17 protein-coding genes are annotated in these 17,663 nt (G+C 72.6%); 12 read left to right on the forward strand and 5 right to left on the reverse strand.

Annotated elements, in window-relative coordinates; all coding sequences use genetic code 11:
- Positions 1–45: 45 nt before the first annotated feature.
- Positions 46–555: a flavin reductase family protein gene (locus Cco03nite_RS10000; RefSeq protein WP_203691480.1), complete on the reverse strand. Its 510-nt coding sequence runs from the start codon at positions 553–555 to the stop codon at positions 46–48.
- A gap of 211 nt (positions 556–766) precedes the next feature.
- On the opposite strand from Cco03nite_RS10000, the gene Cco03nite_RS10005 reads away from it, so the two are divergent.
- The 3 genes from Cco03nite_RS10005 to Cco03nite_RS10015 all read left to right on the forward strand — a co-directional run bounded on the left by Cco03nite_RS10005 (position 767) and on the right by Cco03nite_RS10015 (position 4,598).
- Complete coding sequence (locus tag Cco03nite_RS10005) at positions 767–1,846, forward strand: winged helix DNA-binding domain-containing protein (protein ID WP_203691482.1); 1,080 nt, start codon at positions 767–769, stop codon at positions 1,844–1,846.
- Between the two features lie 74 nt (positions 1,847–1,920).
- The gene (locus Cco03nite_RS10010; RefSeq protein WP_203691484.1) at positions 1,921–2,394 is read left to right on the forward strand and encodes a (2Fe-2S)-binding protein; all 474 of its coding nucleotides are present in this window, start codon (positions 1,921–1,923) and stop codon (positions 2,392–2,394) included.
- Positions 2,391–4,598, forward strand: coding sequence for a xanthine dehydrogenase family protein molybdopterin-binding subunit (locus tag Cco03nite_RS10015; protein WP_203691486.1), 2,208 nt, complete (start codon positions 2,391–2,393; stop codon positions 4,596–4,598). The genes Cco03nite_RS10010 and Cco03nite_RS10015 overlap by 4 nt, the downstream gene beginning before the upstream one ends.
- Positions 4,599–4,610: 12 nt before the next feature.
- Here Cco03nite_RS10015 and Cco03nite_RS10020 read toward each other — a convergent pair whose 3' ends face one another.
- Positions 4,611–5,150, reverse strand: coding sequence for an arsinothricin resistance N-acetyltransferase ArsN1 family B (locus Cco03nite_RS10020; protein ID WP_203691488.1), 540 nt, complete (start codon positions 5,148–5,150; stop codon positions 4,611–4,613).
- 48 nt (positions 5,151–5,198) lie between these two features.
- On the opposite strand from Cco03nite_RS10020, the gene Cco03nite_RS10025 reads away from it, so the two are divergent.
- Positions 5,199–5,768, forward strand: a complete 570-nt coding sequence (locus Cco03nite_RS10025) for a helix-turn-helix domain-containing protein (protein ID WP_203691490.1) — start codon at positions 5,199–5,201, stop codon at positions 5,766–5,768.
- Between the two features lie 76 nt (positions 5,769–5,844).
- Here Cco03nite_RS10025 and Cco03nite_RS10030 read toward each other — a convergent pair whose 3' ends face one another.
- Both Cco03nite_RS10030 and Cco03nite_RS10035 read right to left on the reverse strand, forming a co-directional pair.
- The gene (locus tag Cco03nite_RS10030; protein WP_203691492.1) at positions 5,845–8,256 is read right to left on the reverse strand and encodes an ABC transporter permease; all 2,412 of its coding nucleotides are present in this window, start codon (positions 8,254–8,256) and stop codon (positions 5,845–5,847) included.
- A complete protein-coding gene (locus tag Cco03nite_RS10035) occupies positions 8,253–8,933 on the reverse strand; it encodes an ABC transporter ATP-binding protein (protein WP_203691494.1) in 681 nt (226 codons plus the stop codon). Before Cco03nite_RS10035 ends, Cco03nite_RS10030 begins: the two co-directional genes overlap by 4 nt.
- A 173-nt stretch (positions 8,934–9,106) precedes the next feature.
- On the opposite strand from Cco03nite_RS10035, the gene Cco03nite_RS10040 reads away from it, so the two are divergent.
- From Cco03nite_RS10040 to Cco03nite_RS10065, 6 genes are all read left to right on the forward strand, one after another.
- On the forward strand, positions 9,107–10,402 hold the full coding sequence (locus Cco03nite_RS10040; RefSeq protein ID WP_203691495.1) for a sensor histidine kinase: 1,296 nt from the start codon (positions 9,107–9,109) through the stop codon (positions 10,400–10,402).
- Entirely contained in the window at positions 10,399–11,076 is a 678-nt protein-coding gene (locus tag Cco03nite_RS10045) for a response regulator (RefSeq protein ID WP_203691497.1), read from the forward strand. The genes Cco03nite_RS10040 and Cco03nite_RS10045 overlap by 4 nt, the downstream gene beginning before the upstream one ends.
- A 120-nt stretch (positions 11,077–11,196) precedes the next feature.
- Positions 11,197–11,931 carry a class I SAM-dependent methyltransferase gene (locus Cco03nite_RS10050; protein ID WP_203691499.1) on the forward strand — a complete coding sequence of 245 codons (735 nt, stop codon included), beginning with the start codon at positions 11,197–11,199 and terminating at the stop codon, positions 11,929–11,931.
- A 160-nt stretch (positions 11,932–12,091) separates the two neighbouring features.
- The gene (locus tag Cco03nite_RS10055; RefSeq protein WP_203691501.1) at positions 12,092–13,003 is read left to right on the forward strand and encodes a polyphosphate polymerase domain-containing protein; all 912 of its coding nucleotides are present in this window, start codon (positions 12,092–12,094) and stop codon (positions 13,001–13,003) included.
- Between the two features lie 4 nt (positions 13,004–13,007).
- Entirely contained in the window at positions 13,008–13,685 is a 678-nt protein-coding gene (locus Cco03nite_RS10060) for a DUF4956 domain-containing protein (RefSeq protein WP_203691502.1), read from the forward strand.
- Positions 13,685–15,229 carry a CotH kinase family protein gene (locus Cco03nite_RS10065; RefSeq protein ID WP_203691510.1) on the forward strand — a complete coding sequence of 515 codons (1,545 nt, stop codon included), beginning with the start codon at positions 13,685–13,687 and terminating at the stop codon, positions 15,227–15,229. Before Cco03nite_RS10060 ends, Cco03nite_RS10065 begins: the two co-directional genes overlap by 1 nt.
- A gap of 91 nt (positions 15,230–15,320) precedes the next feature.
- Here Cco03nite_RS10065 and Cco03nite_RS10070 read toward each other — a convergent pair whose 3' ends face one another.
- Complete coding sequence (locus Cco03nite_RS10070) at positions 15,321–15,962, reverse strand: N-acetylmuramoyl-L-alanine amidase (RefSeq protein ID WP_203691512.1); 642 nt, start codon at positions 15,960–15,962, stop codon at positions 15,321–15,323.
- 258 nt (positions 15,963–16,220) lie between these two features.
- Here Cco03nite_RS10070 and Cco03nite_RS10075 point away from each other — a divergent pair, with 258 nt between their 5' ends.
- Both Cco03nite_RS10075 and Cco03nite_RS10080 read left to right on the forward strand, forming a co-directional pair.
- Entirely contained in the window at positions 16,221–16,394 is a 174-nt protein-coding gene (locus Cco03nite_RS10075) for a hypothetical protein (protein WP_203691514.1), read from the forward strand.
- Positions 16,395–16,403: 9 nt separating this feature from the next.
- Positions 16,404–17,582: a serpin family protein gene (locus Cco03nite_RS10080; RefSeq protein WP_203691516.1), complete on the forward strand. Its 1,179-nt coding sequence runs from the start codon at positions 16,404–16,406 to the stop codon at positions 17,580–17,582.
- Positions 17,583–17,663 lie beyond the last annotated feature (81 nt).

Raw genomic sequence — 17,663 nt, forward strand, 5'->3', positions numbered from 1 at the left:
GGGCGCTGGCGACCAGGCGCGGGCGCAGCAGGTGGGACAGTCGCATCAGGGTGCCTCCGGTGACAGTGGTGAGGTGTGGAACTTCCTGGCGTGGTAGATCAGCTGCCCGTCGTCGGGTCCGTGGAAGACGTCGAGGACACCGGCGACGACGACCGTCGCGTCACCGACCGGCACCCGCCGCAGCGGCGTGACGCGCAGCGCGGCAAGTGCGCCGGGCAGGAACGGCTCCCCGGTCGGCAGCGTGCTCCAGCCCTGGTCGGCGGTGAAACGGGGCCCGCCTGCGCGGGCGAAGTCCCGGGCCACCTCCACATGGGCCTGCCCCAGCAGATGAACGACCAGGCTCTCGGCCTGCAGCAGGTGCCGTGCCGACCGCGTGCCCATGACGGAGAAGGACAGCGCCGGAGGCGTGAGCGACACCGAGGCGACGCTGGAGGCGGTCAGCCCGACCGGTCCTTGTGGCCCCGCCGCGCAGATGACGGCGACCCCGGTCGGGTACCGGCCGAACGCCTCCCGGAACCGGATGCCCACCGGTTCCGGGGCAGCTGTGTGATCCACAACCGCGACGCTAAAACCTCAACCGCACTTGATGTCAAGCTCGCGGGCCAGATGAGGCATACCTCTCCGTGCGCTTACATCATCCTTGATGTGCTCACACCAAAGATGATGTAAGCGCGGTCCGCGAGGTCACCTGTCGCGCAGTCGTGCGAGCTGCTGGTGGCCGCCGTGGTGGCGGGACACCCGCGCGCATTGCCGTAGGTTCTACACCGTGACCCCTGCTGCCGATCATGAGCCGTTGCACCGTACGCGGGCCCGAGCGCAGCTGCTGGCGGGCGGCCGGCGCGGGGACACGGCCGCGGACGTCGTGCGGCGGGTCTTCGCGATCCAGGCCCAGGACGCCACCGCCGCGGCCCTCGGCATCCGGGCGCGCGGGCGTGACCTCGACACGCAGGCGATCCGGACCGCGTACGAGGGGGACGCGTCGATCGTGCGGAACTGGTTCATGCGCGGCACGCTGCACACGATCCCGGCCGAGGACGTGCGCTGGGTCTCCCGGCTGCTCGCCCCGCGGGTGATCGGCGCGACCCGCCACCGCTACCGCGAGCTCGGCCTCACCGACGATCTGATCGAGCGGGCCGACGACCTCATCGAAGAGGTGCTCGGGGTGCAGGGGCCGTGCACGCGGCAGGAGCTGGCCGAGCGCCTCGCCGCCCTCGGCGTTGACCCCACCGGCCAGGCTCCGTTCCACCTGATCCGGCACGCGGCGCTGATCGGGCGGGTGTGCCACGGGCCGGTGCGGGACGGCGAGCAGACGTACGTGCTGCTGGAGGACTGGGTGCCGGAGCCTGGCGAGCCGATGCCGGCGGGTGACGCCGCCGTCGCGGAACTGGCCCGCCGGTATCTGGCCGCGTACGCCCCGGCGACCTTGGACGACTTCGTGTGCTGGTCGGGCGTCGCCGTCACCGTGGCTCGCCGGGCGTGGCAGGACCTGGCCGGGTCGGGGGCGATCGTCGTCGACGGCGATTCGACGGTCCTGGCCGGGCAGGAGACCCTGGACGAGTCCGTGACGCCGGACGTGCGGCTGCTCCCGGCCTACGACAACTACCTGACCGGATACCGCACCCGGCGGGAGTCGGTCGACGCCGCCCACGAGGCACGGGTGTGGCCCGGCGGCGGGGTGATCCGACCGACCGTGCTGGTCGACGGGCACGTCGTCGGCACCTGGTCGCGCGGCTCCGGTGGGCGTGTGATCACCGTGGACCCGTTCGGCCCGCTGCCCGAACAGGTTCAGGCCGACGTCGACCGGGAGGCGGCCGCGATCACGGGGTTCCTGCGTCCGGCCGACTGAGCTGATCGACGGCAGTGGAAGTGCCGGACGCGGCTGCCTACACTACGTCGCATGGTCATCGGGGAGCTGATGCGATGCGGCTGCTGATAAACGGTCGGCACCACGAGATCGAGCACGGCGACGAGCCGTTGCTGTGGGTGCTGCGCGACGAGCTCGGCCTGACCGGCACCCGGTACGGCTGCGGGGTCGGGATCTGCGGCTGCTGCACGGTGCTGCTGGCCGGCCGCCCGACGCGGAGCTGCCAGCTCACGGCCGCGGAGGTCGGCGAGCGTCCCGTGGTGACATTGGAGGGTCTGGCCGAACGCGGGCCCGACGGCAAGGTCGTCGCCCTGCACCCGGTGCAGCAGGCGTTCGTGGAGACGCCGCTGCAGTGCGGCTGGTGCCTGCCCGGCCATGTGATGACCGCGGTCGCGCTGCTGGCCCGCGACCCCGACCCGGACGAGGCCACGATCGCCGAGGCCGCGAGCCCCAACCTGTGCCGGTGCGGCGGATACAACACCATCAAGGCCGCGGTGGCCCGCGCCGCCGAGCTGGCGCGGGAAGCATGAACGGCGGCGACACCGCACCGTCCGAGCCGGACGCACGGCCCTCCCGCTGGCGGGTCGCCCGGCGCCAGCTGCTGATCGGGGCCGGGGCGACGGTCGGGTCGCTGCTGGTGGGCGTGCCGATCGCGCTGGAGTACGGCCGCCCGAGCCTCGCCCGGTGGATGCTGGAACGCGGCACCGGCCCGGCCGAGATCCCCGAGTCGTCGCTGGTCTGGTTCGAGCTGACCGGTGACGGCGTCACCCTGCACGTGCCGAAGATCGAGATGGGGCAGGGCATCCACACCGCCCTGGCCCAGGTCGCGGCCGAGGAGCTGCGGGTACGGCCGGAGCGGCTGGCCGTGGTCCAGGCCGACACCGCTCGCGGGTACCCGGCGGCGACCCTGTTCACGTTCGGGTCCACTTCGGTCGCTTCCCTGTACACCCCGATCCGCGAAGCGGCCGCGGCCGTCCGGGCGATGCTGGCGGTCGAAGCGGCCCGGCAGCTGAGCGTCGAGCCGCAGGCGCTGACCACCGTCGACGGTGCTTTCCAGGTCGCGGGGACGGACCGCGTGCTCACCTATACCGAGGTCATCGCCGCGCATCAGGGACCGTGGCAGGAACCCGCCGAGCGCCCGGCGCTGCGCCCGGCCGGTGAGTTCACCAGCATCGGCCGGTCCGTGCCCCGGGTCGACTTCCGGGCCAAGGTGCTCGGCGAGGCGACCTACGGTTACGACGCCCGGCTGCCCGGCATGGGCTACGGGGCGTTCGCGGTGCCGCCGCGCTTCGGCGCGCAGCTGGAGAGCGCCGAACCGGGCGACGTCGCCGCGATGCCCGGTGTGCAGCAGGTCGTCATCGACGTCGAGGCCGGGTTCGCCGGCGTGGTCGCCGACACCCGGACCCGGGCCTGGGCGGCCGCCCGCGCCCTGCGGACCACCTGGAGCGAAGGCAGCCGGGTCGACACCGGCGCGCTCGAACGGCAGGTCACCGCCGGGGACGGCGTGGTGCTGCGCCGCGACGGCTCGATCCGCGACGCGCTGTCGCAGGGCCGGATCGTGCAAGCCGAATACCGTACGCCGCTGGCCGCCCATGCCCACCTGGAGCCGCTCGCGGCGCTGGCCAGGGTGGAGCCAGGACCGGCCGGCAAGGTCGAGCTCTGGGTGCCGACGCAGAGCCCGGAGAGTGTGCTGGAGGACGTGCGCGCCGCGCTCGGCGAGGAGCGTGCGGTCGTCGTGCACGTGACGCAGCTCGGCGGCTCGTTCGGGCGCAAGGGCGGCCAGCACCTGGCCGTCGAGGCCGCGCGGCTGTCCGCGGCGACCGGGCGGCCGGTGCACGTCGGCTGGACCCGCGACACCGACCTGCGGCAGGCCTTCTACCGGCCGCCGACGCACACCAGGATGCGCGGTTCGGTCGGGCCGGACGGCATGATCCGGGGCGTCGAGCAGGTCAGCGCCGCCGGGGACATCATCTGGGCGGTCGCGGGCCTGCCCGAGCCGGTACGCAGCATCATCGGGTTCGACCCGGGCGGGCTGCTGGGCCTGTTCCTGCCGTACGACCTGCCCGCGTACCGGCTGGTCAACCGGCGTGAGCAGCTGCCGGTGCCGACCGGGCCGTGGCGCGGGCTGGGTCTGATGCCGAACACGTTCGCGCTGGAGAGCTTCTTCGACGAGCTGGCCGAGGCCGCCGGGACCGATCCGCTGACCTACCGGCTGGCGCACCTGCGCGAGTCCGGTGAGCAGGGGGAGCGGCTGCGGACGGTGCTGCGTACCGCGGCGCGGATGGCCGGCTGGAGCGAGTCGCTGCCCGCCGGGCGCGGCCGGGGGATCGCGTGTTCCGGTGACGCCCGCACGGTGGTCGCGGTCGTCGCGGAGGTCGACCTGTCGGGCGGGCGGCTGCGGGTGACCGGGGTGGACGTGGCGGTCGACTGCGGCCTGGTGGTCAATCCGGCCGGGGCGAAGCTGCAGGCCCAGGGCTCGGTGGTGATGGGGCTGAGTTCGGCGCTGCGCGAGGAGCTGCGCATCGACGACGGGCAGGTCGTGTCCGACAACTTCGACAGCTACCCGATCCTCACGATGGCGGACACGCCACCGGTGCGGGTGACGTTCGTCGGCGGCGGCGAGGCGCCGTACGGCATGGGCGAGCCGGTCGTCGGCCCGGTGCCCGCCGCGGTGGCGAACGCGGTCCGCGCGGCCGGCGGCCCACGGCTGCGCAGCCTCCCGCTGCGCCTGTGACGGCGCGGCAGGTCACCCGAGTTCGGCGGGCGGGGCGGTGGGGTCCTCGTCGGGGGTGAGGTCGAGCTGCAGCCACGTGACGTCGTGCCAGGCGCCCAGCTTCCAGCCGACCTTGTGGTAGGTGCCGACGTCGGTGAAGCCGAAGGAGTGGTGCAGTCCCATGCTGGCCTCGTTGGGCTGGGTCACGCCGCCCATCACCCGGCGGTAGCCGCGGGCGGCGAGAATGGGCAGCAGCGCGGCGTACAGCGCCCGTCCCGCACCGGTGCGGCGGCGGCCCGGCTGCAGGTAGATGCTGGCGTCGCAGGCCCAGCGGTAGGCGGCCCGGGTCCGGTGCTCGGTGCCGTAGGCGTAACCGACCACCTCGCCGTCCACCTCCAGCACCAGCCACGCGTGGCGCTCGTTGGCCGCCTCGATGCGGCAGGCCATCTCCGCGGCGGTCGGCGGTTCGGTCTCGAACGTGATCGTGGTGTCGGTGACGTACGGTGCGTAGATCGCGGCGCAGGCGGCGGCGTCGTCCGCTGTCGCGCGGCGGATGTTCCCATTCCCACTCATGGCCACTATAGTAGCCATCATGCTGACTATAGTGTCAACGGCTCGGCCGTGACCGACGATCTCGGCAAAGCGCTCGCGTCGACCGTCCGAGCCGCCCGCGAGAGTCGAGGCCTCACGGTCGCCGGCCTGGCCGACGTCTCCGGCGTGTCCCGCGCGATGATCTCGAAGGTCGAGTACGGCGAGGCACAGCCGACGGCGGCCCTGCTCGCCAAGCTGTCCGTCGCGCTCGGCCTCACCCTGTCGGAACTGATCGCGCGGGCAGAGGGCGCCGCGGTGCAGGTCGCTCGGCGCGACGAGCAGCCGGTGTGGACCGACCCCGAGACCGGCTACGTACGCCGCGCGGTGTCGCCGCCGGGAAGCACCGCGCTGGAACTGGTCGAGGTGGAACTCCCGCCCGGTGCCGAGGTCGCCTACCCCGCGCAGGCCTACCGCTTCATCAGCCACCAGATCTGGATACTGTCCGGGCGCCTGCGCTTCGTCGAAGGCGATCAGGTACATGAACTCGACGCCGGCGACTGCCTGCAACTCGGCCCTCCGGCCGACTGCGTGTACGTCAACGCGACCGCGGTTCCATGCCGATACCTGGTCGTGCTCGACAAGCTCGCCCGCCCGAGATAGCTCGCAGCCGTCGGTCCCGACATGCGGGGCGGTTCGCGAGCGACGCCCGCGAACCGCCCCGCATGTTCCCGGCCCGTTACTCGGCTCGCAGGGCCGTGGCGACCCGGGTGCGGGCCGCCCAGCCGGCGGGCAGCAGCGCGCCCAGCACCGCCAGCAGGATGCCCGCGCCGCCGAGCAGGAGCAGGTCGCCGAGCTGGTACACCTCCATCGCCGACTGCGGCAGCGCCGTGCTCGCGGCCTCGCCCATCACCGGGATGACGGCGTGGTGCAGCGCGACGCCCAGCGGCACCGCGATCACCCCGGCCAGCAGGCCCAGCCCGACCATCGACGTGACGACCATGATCCGGGTCTGCCGGGGCGTCATGCCCAGCGCCTTGAGCACGCCGATCTCGTGGATGCGCTCGCGGGTGGTGAGCACGACCGTGTTCAGCACCCCGAGCGCGGCCACTACGCTGAGCAGCAGCGTCAGGGTGCCGATCAGCGCCTGGATGATCAGGAACGTCTCGCCGTCGTCACCGGCCGTCTGGTCCTCGACGAACACCCCGGACGTCTCCTCCGGATACTTCGCCTGCAGCGCCGTCGTGTACGCGGCGGCCTCCGTCCCGGGCGTGAGCGCGATCTCGACCCGGGCCATCATCGGCTTGGCCACCAGCGACGCGTCACCGATCATCGTGAAGCTGTCGCTGCCGTTGATGACCTCGGCGGTGATGGTGACCACGCGCCCGCCGGGCATGGTGATCCGGTCGCCGACCGCGTACCCGGTCTGGCGCAGGAAGTACGACGAGACCACCACCTCGTCGGCACCGCTGTACCAGCGCCCGGACACGATGCGGTAGCCGACCCAGCTCGCGTCGCCGGTGTAGCCGTTCAGCCTGACCTCCTGCGACAGGCCCGCGACCCGGACCTCGGCCTCCTTCAGCAGCGTCGAGCGGGCGGTGCCCGGCATCGCCGCCACGGTCGCGGCGACGTCTGCGGCATCCGGCGGGTCGATCGGCTCGCCGCCCGGCCGGGCCATCACCGGCCCGAACGCGTCCGGCACCATGACCTGCACCGTCACCGGCACCGCGTCGAGGCGGGTGAACGCGACGTTGACCTCGGTCATCGACGCGGACAGGCCACTGGAGAAGACCAGCGTGATCGCGCCGAGCAGCAATGCGACCAGCGTCGCCACGGCTCGCGACGGCCGGGCCAGCGGCATGCCCAGCCCCAGTGCCACCGGCCGCGGCAGCGGCGAGGCGGTCAGCGCCCGGCGGGCCCGGAACCCGCGGCCGGTGCGCGGCGCGCGGCCGACGCTGATCGCCTGGTTGGCGGCCAGCCGCCCGGCCCGCGACGCCGGCCCGATCGCCGACAGCACGACCAGCAGCGGTGCGGCGACCAGCACCAGCCCGAGCACCCACAGCGGCACGCCCGCGCCGTCGCCGGGCAGCCCGTACGCGTCGTCGGTCTCGGCGAGCAGCGGCACCGCCAGCCCCGCGCCCAGCGCCACCCCGAGCACCGCGGCGACCAGCGCCGGGGCCAGCACCTGCACGACGTACACCGTGACGACCTGCCCGGGGGTGAAGCCGAGCGTCTTGAGGATGCCGATGGTGCGGAACCCCGAGACGACCGCCCCGTTGACGACGTTCACCGTGATCAGCACTGACAGCACGATGCCGAGCAGCGCGAACGCGACCACGAACGGCGCGATCGCCGAGATGGACCGGTTGAGCGACTGCCGGACCGTCACGTACGTCGTCGCGCCGGTCACCGCCCCCGCGGGCAGCGCGGCGGTCGCCTTGGCCAGGTCGGCGCGCACCGCGGCGTCGTCGACACCGGGGGAGGCGAACCGGTAGAGCATCTGCCGCGCCGCGGTGTCCCCGGTGAGCACGTCGGTCTGCGTCGGCCACACCCAGGCATCGGCGGTGCCGGTGACTGACGCGGCGATCCCGACCACGCGCAGTTTCACCCCGCTGATCGTCACCTCGCTGCCCACGGCCGTCCGCGGACTGGAGGTGCGCCGGGTGAGCACGATCTGCCCCGGCCCGCTCAGCCAGGCGCCGGTGCTCAGGGTGAGCCGGTCCACGGGCCCTTGCTGCTGCTCGCGCCCGACGATGACGAACTCCATGCCAGGCGGCCCGAACATGCCGTCCATGGGCGCGGTGACCAGGTCGAACGGCCCCGCGGCCGCGGCGAGGCCGGACGCGGTCGCGGTGGCCGCGACCTGGTCGGCGGGCACGTCGGCGCGGATCGTGGCCGTGGCGTGCGAGCCCTGCGTGGTGGCGAACGCGTCGTCGAACGGCCCGTGCGACGACACGAGCAGGCCGACGCCGAGCACGGCCGTTGCCGCAGACAGCAGCACCACCACGCCGACGATCACGGTCTGCAGCCTGCGCCGCGCGACCGCCGCGCGGGCCGCGGCCAACACCGCGCCCGTTCCCCGGCCGCGTCGTGGCACGCCGGGTCCGGTGGCCGCGGCCAGGACCCGGGTGGTCGTCGGTGCGGCGCTCACGCGGGCACCGCCTCGGTGGCGTGGCCGTCGCGCATGGTGATCAGCCGGCGGCCCGCGGCCGAGGCAAGCTGCGGGTCATGGGTGACCAGCAGCAGCGTCAGCCCGTCGGCGGAGAGCTCGTGCAACAGGTCGCGTACGCCGGCTGCGGCCTCCTGGTCGACCGCGCCCGTGGGCTCGTCGGCCAGCAGCAGCTGGGGCCGGTTCATCAGCGCCCGCGCGATCGCGACGCGCTGGCGCTGCCCGCCGGACAGCCGCGCCGGGTAGTCGTCGGCCTTGCCCGCAATGCCGAGCCGTTCGAGCAGCTCGTCGGCGCGGGAGCGGGCCTGGGCGGGACGCGACCCGGCCAGCCGGGCGGGCAGCACGACGTTGTCCCGTACGGTCATCTCGTCGAGCAGGTGGAAGAACTGGAAGATGATGCCGACGTGCGCGCTGCGGAACCGGGCCAGCGCCGTCTCCGACAGCTTGTCCACGCGCACCCCGGCCACCTCGACGGTGCCGCCGGTCGGCCGGTCCAGCCCGGCGATGACGTTGAGCAGGGTCGACTTGCCGCTTCCCGACGGGCCCATGACCGCGACGGCCTCCCCGGCGTCAACGGTCAGGTCGACGCCCGCCAGGGCGGGCGGCCCGGCGGCCTCGTACGCCTTCGCGACGTCGCGCAGGCGGATCAGTTCGGTCATGGTCAATGGCCCCTTCCGGGTCGGACATCGGACCTGGTGACCGTAGGAAGGGCCGGTGCACGGGCGCGTCCGGCGCGGGAGCGAACCTGGCGGCGTGGCGTCCACCACGATGATGAGGCGGGTAGTCATCACGGCGGACGCCGCCCGCGGCTGACCTGGGCACAATGGGCGGCGTGCCGACAGACCTGCGCCGCCTGCCCGACCGCCTCGGAGTGCCCCGGACCGACTTCGCCGTCGCGGCGGTGCTGGTGCTGGCCGGCATCGTCTGGGCGATCGCGAGCGGCGACCGCGGCGACGCCCCGGCACCGGTGCACCTGGACTTCCCGGACCTGGGCACACGGCCCCTGAGACCGGAAGCCCCCGACATCCCGGACATCCCCACCTATCTGGACGTGCCCGGAGTCGGCCGGGTCCCGGTCCCACCGGCGCATCCGCGCCCGCCGCTCGACGGCGGCGACGAGATCGGCGGCATGCTGGCCGTCAACATGATCGCCGGGGCGGCGGTGGCGATACGCCGCAGGTGGCCGCTGACCGCGTTCGCCGCCGCCGCCGGGGCGGTGTTCCTGATCCAGGACGGCCTGCTGTGGCCGGGCTTCGTCGCGGTGCTGATCTGTGCCTACTCGGCGGTCGCGTACGGCCGCTCGGTGCGGTGGGCCGGGGCGCTGCTGGTCGTCGGGGCGATCATCGCGGCGTCGCTGTTCACCAACTCGATCCCGCAGATCCCGGGCTGGCTCAGCCCGTTCGCCGTGCTGCTGCCGGCCGGGCTGTTCGCCGCCGCGCTGCGCAACGCTCGGGGCCGCGCCGACGCCGCCGCCCGCCGTGCCGCCGCCCTGGAACAGGAGCAGGCGGCCACGGCCCGCGCCGCGATCGCCGAGGAGCGCGCCCGCATCGCCCGCGAGCTGCACGACGTCGTCAGCCACCACGTCAGCGTCATGGTCGTGCAGGCCGGCGCCGCCGGGAAGGTCATCGAGAAGCGTCCCGACCTGGCCGCGAACGCGCTGTCGGCGATCGAGGACAGCGGCCGGGCCGCGATGGCCGAGCTGCGCCACCTGCTCGGCCTGATGGCCCCGGCCGACGACCGCCTGCACCCCCAGCCCGGCCTGCGCGAACTCGACACGCTCGTCGACGCGGTCCGTGCCGCCGGCCAGCCGGTGACCCTGCGCCGCGACGGCGTCGACGTGCCCGAAGGGGTGGACCTGACGGCATACCGGGTGGTGCAGGAAGGGCTGACCAACGCGCTGCGGCACGCGCCCGGCGCGCCTACCGCGGTCGAGATCCGGCACGACGGCCGTGATCTGCTGGTGGAGGTGAGCAACGACGTGCCGACGGGGGAGCCGGGCGGCCCCGGAGCCGGGCGCGGCCTGCTCGGGCTGCGGGAACGCTTGAAACTGCACGACGGCACCCTGCACGCCGGGGCCGCGCCCGGCGGCGGGTTCCGGCTGACCGCCCGTTTCCCGGCGGCGTCATGAGCGAGCAGTTGAGGGTCGTCGTCGCCGACGATCAGGCGCTGGTCCGCAGCGGGTTCACGATGATCCTCGCCGCGTCGGGCATCGACGTCGTCGGCGAGGCGGGCGACGGCGAGGCCGCGCTCGCGGCGGTGCGGCGGCTGCGCCCCGACGTGGTGCTGATGGACATCCGCATGCCCGGCATGGACGGGCTGGAGGCCACCCGGCGGCTGCTGGCGACCGGGGCGACCACCACCGCGGGCGAGCCGACCCGCGTGATCATCCTGACGACGTTCGACCTCGACGAGTACGTCTACGCCGCGCTGCGCGCCGGGGCCAGCGGCTTCCTGCTCAAGGACGTCACCCCGGACCATCTCGTGCACGCGGTGCGGCTGGTCCGCGACGGCGACGCGCTGCTCGCCCCGTCGATCACCCGGCGGCTGGTCGACCGGTTCAGCTCCACGACGGGCGTACGCGAGGACTACGGCGCGCTGCCGACGCTGACCGCCCGCGAGCGCGAGGTGCTGGTGCTGCTCGCCCGCGGCCTGTCCAACGCGGAGCTGGCCGCGAACCTGCAGCTCGGCGAGGCGACCGTGAAGACCCACGTGGCCCGCATCCTGGCCAAGCTGGGCCTGCGCGACCGCGTGCAGGCGGTCATCTTCGCGTACGAGAGCGGCCTGGTCAGCCCAGGCTCCTGAGGTCGGTGAGCGGATCTGGAAGAGTTGTGGTCGTCATGGCGACCACAACTCTTCCAGATCCGAGGCTGTGTCCTTGGTAATCGAGCGGCTCGATGAGAGGCCAACGGCTATCGTGCGCCGATGGTCGATGATCCCTACCGCGATGTCGAACTCGTCCAGCTGTACGACATCGACAATCCCGGCGGCGAGGACCACGCCTACTACCGGGCGCTCGCCGACGAGTCGAGCGCACGGTCGGTCATCGATCTGGGCTGCGGCACGGGATTGTTGACGCGGTCGCTGGCGGGTCCGGGACGGACCGTGCTCGGCGTCGACCCGAGCCGCACGATGCTGGACTTCGCCCGGTCGCAACCCGGCGGGGACACGGTCACCTGGGTGTTCGGTGACGCGACCGTGCTCCCGCCGGCCGGGACCGCCGACCTGGCCGTCTGCACCGGCAACGCGATCATGCACCTCGCCCCGGACGAGCTGCCCGCGACGCTGGCAGCGCTGGCCGGGGCGCTGCGCCCGGGTGGCGTGTTCGCATTCGAGACCCGCAACCCCGCCTACCGCGAGTGGGAGCGCTGGACCCTGGAGGCCACCCACGGCGAGCGCGTCACCCCGGTGGGGCGGCTGCGCGAATGGCTCGACGTCACCGAGGTCGCCGACGGCCGGGTGACGTTCGACGCGCACAACGTGTTCCCCGACGGCACGGACCGGGTGTACACCAGCGTCCTGTACTTCCGCAGCGCCGAGCGGTTCCGGCAGGAGCTGGAGTCGGCCGGTTTCACCGACGTCGCCTGCGACGGCGACTGGCGCGGCGGCCCGGTCGGCGACGGCTCGCGCCTGTTCGTGTTCCGCGCGCGCCGGGCCTGATCACCGGTTCTCAGCCGACTCCCAGGATCTCCTGGCGGACCCCGGAGATTGGCCCTTCACCCTGATCGGTGTCCACCTGTACGCCATCCGGGGTTCAGTGGCCGTTCACCTCCATCGGAGGTGAACGGCCCGCGCTCCGGGCCAGAGACGAGGCACAACGATGCGACTGCGCCCCCGCTCCGCGCCGTCCACACCCGACCCGGGCGGCGGGCGACGCGCCGACCCGCCTCCACGCGCGGCGGAAGACCGCGGCCATGCGCTGCGCGCGCCTAGCCCGCTGCACGCGTTCAACCGGTACGAGATCAAGTATCTGGTGCACACGTCGCGGCTCGCGACGATCCGCGACGAGCTGCGGGCCCGGCTGGACCTCGACAGCCATGCCGCCGACGGCGGCTACGGCGTGTGGAGCGTCTACTACGACACCCGGCTGCTGCGCTTCTACTGGGAGAAGATCGAGGGCCTGCGGTTCCGGCGCAAGCTGCGGGTACGCCACTACGGCGACCGCTTCGCGATCGGCGACGACACCACGGTGTACGTGGAGATCAAGCAGCGGGTCAACCGGGTCACCCAGAAACGCCGGGTCGCGATGGCCTACGGCGACGCGCGGCTGCTGTGCGACGGGCGGCAGCTGGTGCGGCACGAGCCCGGCCAGACGGGCTTCGTGCAGGAGGTCCTCGGCCTGGTGCAGGGGCTGGACCTGCGGCCGGTCGCGATCACCGGCTACCAGCGGGAGGCTTTCGTCGGCCGCGACGCCGACCTCGGTCTGCGGGTCACCCTCGACCACCGGGTACGCGGCCGCGACCGCGAGTTCGACCTCGGCTCCGATGCCGAGAACCGGCTGATCATCCCGGCGGCGATGTCGGTGCTGGAGGTCAAGGCCAACGACCGCGTGCCGTACTGGCTGACCGACCTGGCCGCCCGCGCCGAGCTGTCCGTGGTGCGGGTGTCGAAGTACTGCCAGAGCGTCGAGGCGTTCGGCCGCGCCCCCCGCTCGATCTTCCACGTGCCCGACCACGACGCCGTTCCGTCCATTCCCGATGCCGCCCTGACGGCGCCGACCACGAAGGTCTGACCTGATGAACTTCGAACTGCAAGATCTCACCGGCACGTTCAGCGTGACCGACATCGTGCTGGCCATGTCGCTGGCGTTCCTGCTCAGCGCCGTGATCGGCTGGGTGTACCGGGCCACGCACCGCAACGTGTCCTACAGCCAGTCGTACGTGCAGACCCTCGTGATCCTCGGCATGCTCGTCTCGCTGATCATGCTGGTCGTCGGTTCCAACATCGCGCGGGCGTTCGCGCTGGTCGGGGCGCTGTCGGTGGTCCGCTTCCGCAACGCGATCAAGGAGACCCGCGACGTCGGGTTCATCTTCCTGGTCATGGCCGTCGGCATGGCGGTCGGCACCCGCTTCTACAGCCTCGCGGTCGTCGCGACCGTCGCGATCTGCCTGGTCATCTTCGTGATGTTCCGGTTCAGCTGGTTCCAGCTCTCGGTGCAGCGGCAGGTCGTCAAGGTGCAGGTCCCGCCGGAGGGCGACTACACCGCCGTGATCTCCGACGCGCTCATCGCCCACACCACCGAGTTCGAGCTGGTCAGCATGGAGTCGATCCGCGGCGGCGCGCTCACCGAGCTGATGTACACGGTCCGGCTCAAGAAGGGCAGCGAGCCCGGCGACCTGATCACCGCGCTGAGCCGGCTCACCTCGGGCCAGCGGGTCACCGTGCTGACCGGGTACGACCAGACGGACCTGTGATGGCCGCCGACCCCGGGCCGCCGTCCGCGCGGCTGCGACACCGCATCCCGGTGCGGGTGCGCCACTACTGGAAGCTGCTGGCCACCTGCGTGGCCGCGGTCGCGGCGCTGGTCGTGCTAGCGGGCAACGTGCAGGTCACCCCGATCGTGACCAGCGAGGCCGCGGCCGCTCACGACGAGGCGACCTTCGACGTGCCGGGACGTGTCGACCTGTTCGACCCCACTGTCGCGCACACCATGACCCTCACCTACACCGAGGCCGACTACCAGCGCATGTTCGACGAGTACATGGCGACGGGGGAGAAGGAGTACGTACGCGTCGACGTCACCGTCGACGGCACGCTGATCCGCGACGTCGGCATCCGGCTCAAAGGCAACTCGACCCTGATGGGCCTGACCCATCAAGGCCAGTCCGGCACGCTGCGCGAAGACCGTGGCGGTGGCGGCCCGATGGGGGAGGCACCCGGGGGCATGCGGGTACGGCCCAACGGAGGCGGCGGGTTCGGCCGGGTCAGCCTCGACAGCGCCCGGCCCGAGGAGCTGCCGTGGCTGATGAGCTTCGACGAGTTCGCCAAGGGTCGCCGTTACCAGGGGCACAGCGAGATCGCGATCCGGGTGTCGGGCATGGGCGGCGGCAGCACGGTGCTCAACGAGGCCGTGTCGCTGGCCGCGCTCGACGCGGCCGGGCAGCCCGCGCAGCGGTACGCGTACACCGGCTTCCAGGTCAACGGGCGGCCCGTCAAGGCCCGGCTGCTGGTCGAGCATCCGGATGAGAACTTCGCCGACAGCCTCGGCGACGGCGTGCTCTACAAGGCGCTGAGCACCGGGCAGTTCACGTACCAGGGCGAGGACCCGACGGAGTACGAGGACGACTTCAAGCAGGTCAACAACAAGGGCAGCCACGACCTGAAGCCCGTCATCGAGCTGGTGAAGTGGGTCGACGAGGCGTCCGACGCGGACTTCGCCGCGCACCTGGGCGACCACGTCGACGTCGCCTCGTTCGCGGCGTACGCGGCAGCCCAGAACCTGCTGCTCAACTTCGACGACATGGCCGGGCCGGGCAAGAACTACTACCTCTGGTACGACCTCGGCACCAAGAGGTTCCGGGTGATCAGCTGGGACCACAACCTGACCTTCAGCGGCAGCGCGACCTCCGGCCCGCACGACACCATGTCCATGGGCGGCCGTGGCGGCCCCGGCGGCGGTGCGGAGTTCACCCCGCCGGAAGGCATGGAGCTGCCGGAGGGCTTCGCCCCGCCGGGCGGCTTCGGCGGGCCGGGCGGGTTCCGGGCGGGCAACAAGCTCAAGGAACGCTTCCTGGCCACGGACGCTTTCAAGGACGACTACGAGGCCGCGTACCGGAACCTGTACCGGGTGATGTTCGCCGAGAACAAGGCCGGGGCTGCCTTGGACAGCCTCAGCGCGACCCTGGCCACCGTGGCGGGCAACGACGCCGCGGCGACCGGCAGCGACGCCGAACGGCTGCGCTCGCTCATCGCGGACCGCACCAAGGCCCTGGCCGAGCACGAGGTGATCAAGAGCTGACCGCCGGATGGCCAGGCGCTGTGACCGTCTGAGGGGCCCGCAGGTTCTCCAGGTCTCTCAGACGGTCCAGCTCGCAGATCCCGTCGGGGAATCAGAGCCCCAGGAAGGCGGCGATGCCGCGGGCGTGGCCGCGGGCGGTGGCGGTGATGAAGTCGGCGCGTTTGAGCAGGTTGGCGTTGGCGACCGTGTCGATGAACAGGTTCTCGGTGAGCACGGCCGGCATGTTGCTCTCGCGCAGCACGTGCAGGTTGGCGGTCTTCTGGCCGCGGTCGGTGATCGAGGAGATGGTGCGCATCTGGCTGAGCACGTTGCTGTGGACGAGGCTGTGCAGGCGCTGGGTGGTGGCGCCGACGCCGGGATAGCGGTAGCTCTCGAAGCCGGTGCCGCCACCGGCGTTGATGTGGATGCTGACGAAGATCGCGGCGCCCCAGGCGTTGGCGTCGTCGGTGCGGTAGGCGAGGCTGCGCGTGATGTCGGTGGTGCGCGACATGCGTACGTCGACGGTGTAGTTCGCCTTGAGGATGTCGCGCGTCTGCAGGGCGATGTTGAGGGTGAGGGTCTTCTCCTGCAGGCCGTTGGCGACCGCGCCGGCGTCGGTGCCGCCGTGTCCGGGGTCGAGGTAGATCTTGGGCCCGGCCGCGAAAGCGGGTCCGGCGGCGGCGAAGGGGGCGGCGGCCACGCCTGCGGCCGCGGCCAGCAGGGTGCGTCTGCGCAGCACGGAGTTGCCGTTCATGTTCACCTCTGGGGGGCGAGGGACGGGACGGCGTGAATCTATTACATGCGCATGAATCTATGAAGATGTTCTACGTAAGAAGTTTCGGAAGCGGCGGTTTCCTGCGGGATGCTCGACATATCCGGGTGTGCCGCCGCGTGCGTCACCGCGTACCACCATCGGTTGCTCATCAAGGCCCGCAAATCCACCTGACGCGTATCGTCACCGCAGGTCCGCCGACCCGGTCCGGGCCGGCGGGACGTCTGGCCTCACCGGCTGGTGTCGCGAACCGTGCCGGTCTACGGTCCTGCCGGGCACAACGCCGACGAACTCGTTTCGCACGAGGCGCCTCCCGCCGATCCGGGAGTCGGCACGCCCGAACGTGAGGCTCTCTACCTCGAGCACCTGCTGACCCGGAAGTCGACCGACGACGTCGTCGCCGAGAAGGCATAGGGTGTCGCCGTGATCGAGACGGCGGTTGTGGGCGCGAACGCGCTGACGCGGCGATGGGTGGCCACGATCGAGTCCGGCGGCTCGTCGGCCGTCTCCGGGGCGGGAGTGTGGCCGCTGCTGGCCTACCTCGCCCCCGCGGCGGACGGCGACGGCCGCGAGGAGCTGACGGCAGCGGTCGGCATACCCGCGAGCGACGCCGCCGCAGGTGCGGCCGCCGTCGTCGAGCTGCTCCGGACGGCACCCGGGCTGCGAGCCGCGATCGGCGCGTGGGTGAGCCCCGACCTGAAGCTGCACACCGAGTGGCGGGCCAGCCTGCCGCCGGGCGCGGTGGGTGTGGCCGCCGAGCAGGCGGTGCTGGACGCCTGGGTACGCGAGCAGAGCGACGGCCTGCTCGACCGGATGCCGGTGCGGGTCGACCCCGAGACGCTGCTCGTCCTGGCGTCGGCGCTCGTCGCCAGGACTCGCTGGACGCAGCCGTTCACCGACGGGATGCTCGGCGCCGCCGAAGGCCCGTGGGCGGGGCAGCGCCTGGCCGGGCTCCGCCGGACCACCACCGACTGCGACCGGCTCGCGGTGTACGAGACCCCGGCCGGACCGGTCACCGTGCTGACCGTCGAGGGCGACAACGGCATCGACGTCGACCTGGCCATCGGGCTGCCCGACGCACCGGCCGCCGCGGTGCTGACCGCGGCCGTCGACGCCCCGGTGGCGGAGCCGTCGCGTCGCGGATCGCAGTTCGGTGAGGGCGACACGGCACCGGGTGTCACGGTGGGCTTCGGGTCGGGGCACGACGAAACGCCCCGGCTGCTGGCCGCGCTGCCCCGGTTCACGGTGACGTCGTCGCACGACCTGCTCGCCCACGCCGACGTGTTCGGACTGCGTACCGTGTCGGATCTGCGCGCGCAGCGGCTGCCCGGGGTCAGTGACTTCCCACTCGGTGTCGGCGCGGCGGCGCAGGACCTCACCGCGTCGTTCACCGCCGACGGCTTCGAGGCGGCGGTGGTGACCGCATTCGCGCTGCGGGCCGGCAGCGCCCCGCCGTCGAAGCGTCCACTGCAGGTGCGGGTGCTGCTCGACCGGCCGTTCGCCTTCGTCGCCCGGCACCGCCCGTCCGGCCTGGTGCTCGTCGCCGGCTGGGTCGCCCAGGGCGAGCAGCAGTCCGGCCCCGGCCCCGGCTTCGCCGGTTAGGAAGGGCACCTTCCACAACGCACAGCGTGGTGAAGGTGCCCTTCCTTTCTTCGGGTCGGGGCTGGTCAGGGTGGTGGGGGC

Origin of the sequence: Catellatospora coxensis (genome assembly GCF_016862635.1) — a bacterium.
Taxonomy (GTDB): Bacteria; Actinomycetota; Actinomycetes; order Mycobacteriales; family Micromonosporaceae; genus Catellatospora; species Catellatospora coxensis.

Coding starts and splice junctions, on each gene's coding strand:
- Cco03nite_RS10010 (WP_203691484.1), top strand. CDS start 1,921: ATGCGGCTGCTGATAAACGGTCGGCACCACGAGATCGAGCACGGCGAC.
- Cco03nite_RS10015 (WP_203691486.1), top strand. CDS start 2,391: ATGAACGGCGGCGACACCGCACCGTCCGAGCCGGACGCACGGCCCTCC.
- Cco03nite_RS10020 (WP_203691488.1), bottom strand. CDS start 5,150: ATGAGTGGGAATGGGAACATCCGCCGCGCGACAGCGGACGACGCCGCC.
- Cco03nite_RS10035 (WP_203691494.1), bottom strand. CDS start 8,933: ATGACCGAACTGATCCGCCTGCGCGACGTCGCGAAGGCGTACGAGGCC.
- Cco03nite_RS10045 (WP_203691497.1), top strand. CDS start 10,399: ATGAGCGAGCAGTTGAGGGTCGTCGTCGCCGACGATCAGGCGCTGGTC.
- Cco03nite_RS10050 (WP_203691499.1), top strand. CDS start 11,197: ATGGTCGATGATCCCTACCGCGATGTCGAACTCGTCCAGCTGTACGAC.
- Cco03nite_RS10055 (WP_203691501.1), top strand. CDS start 12,092: ATGCGACTGCGCCCCCGCTCCGCGCCGTCCACACCCGACCCGGGCGGC.
- Cco03nite_RS10060 (WP_203691502.1), top strand. CDS start 13,008: ATGAACTTCGAACTGCAAGATCTCACCGGCACGTTCAGCGTGACCGAC.
- Cco03nite_RS10065 (WP_203691510.1), top strand. CDS start 13,685: ATGGCCGCCGACCCCGGGCCGCCGTCCGCGCGGCTGCGACACCGCATC.
- Cco03nite_RS10070 (WP_203691512.1), bottom strand. CDS start 15,962: ATGAACGGCAACTCCGTGCTGCGCAGACGCACCCTGCTGGCCGCGGCC.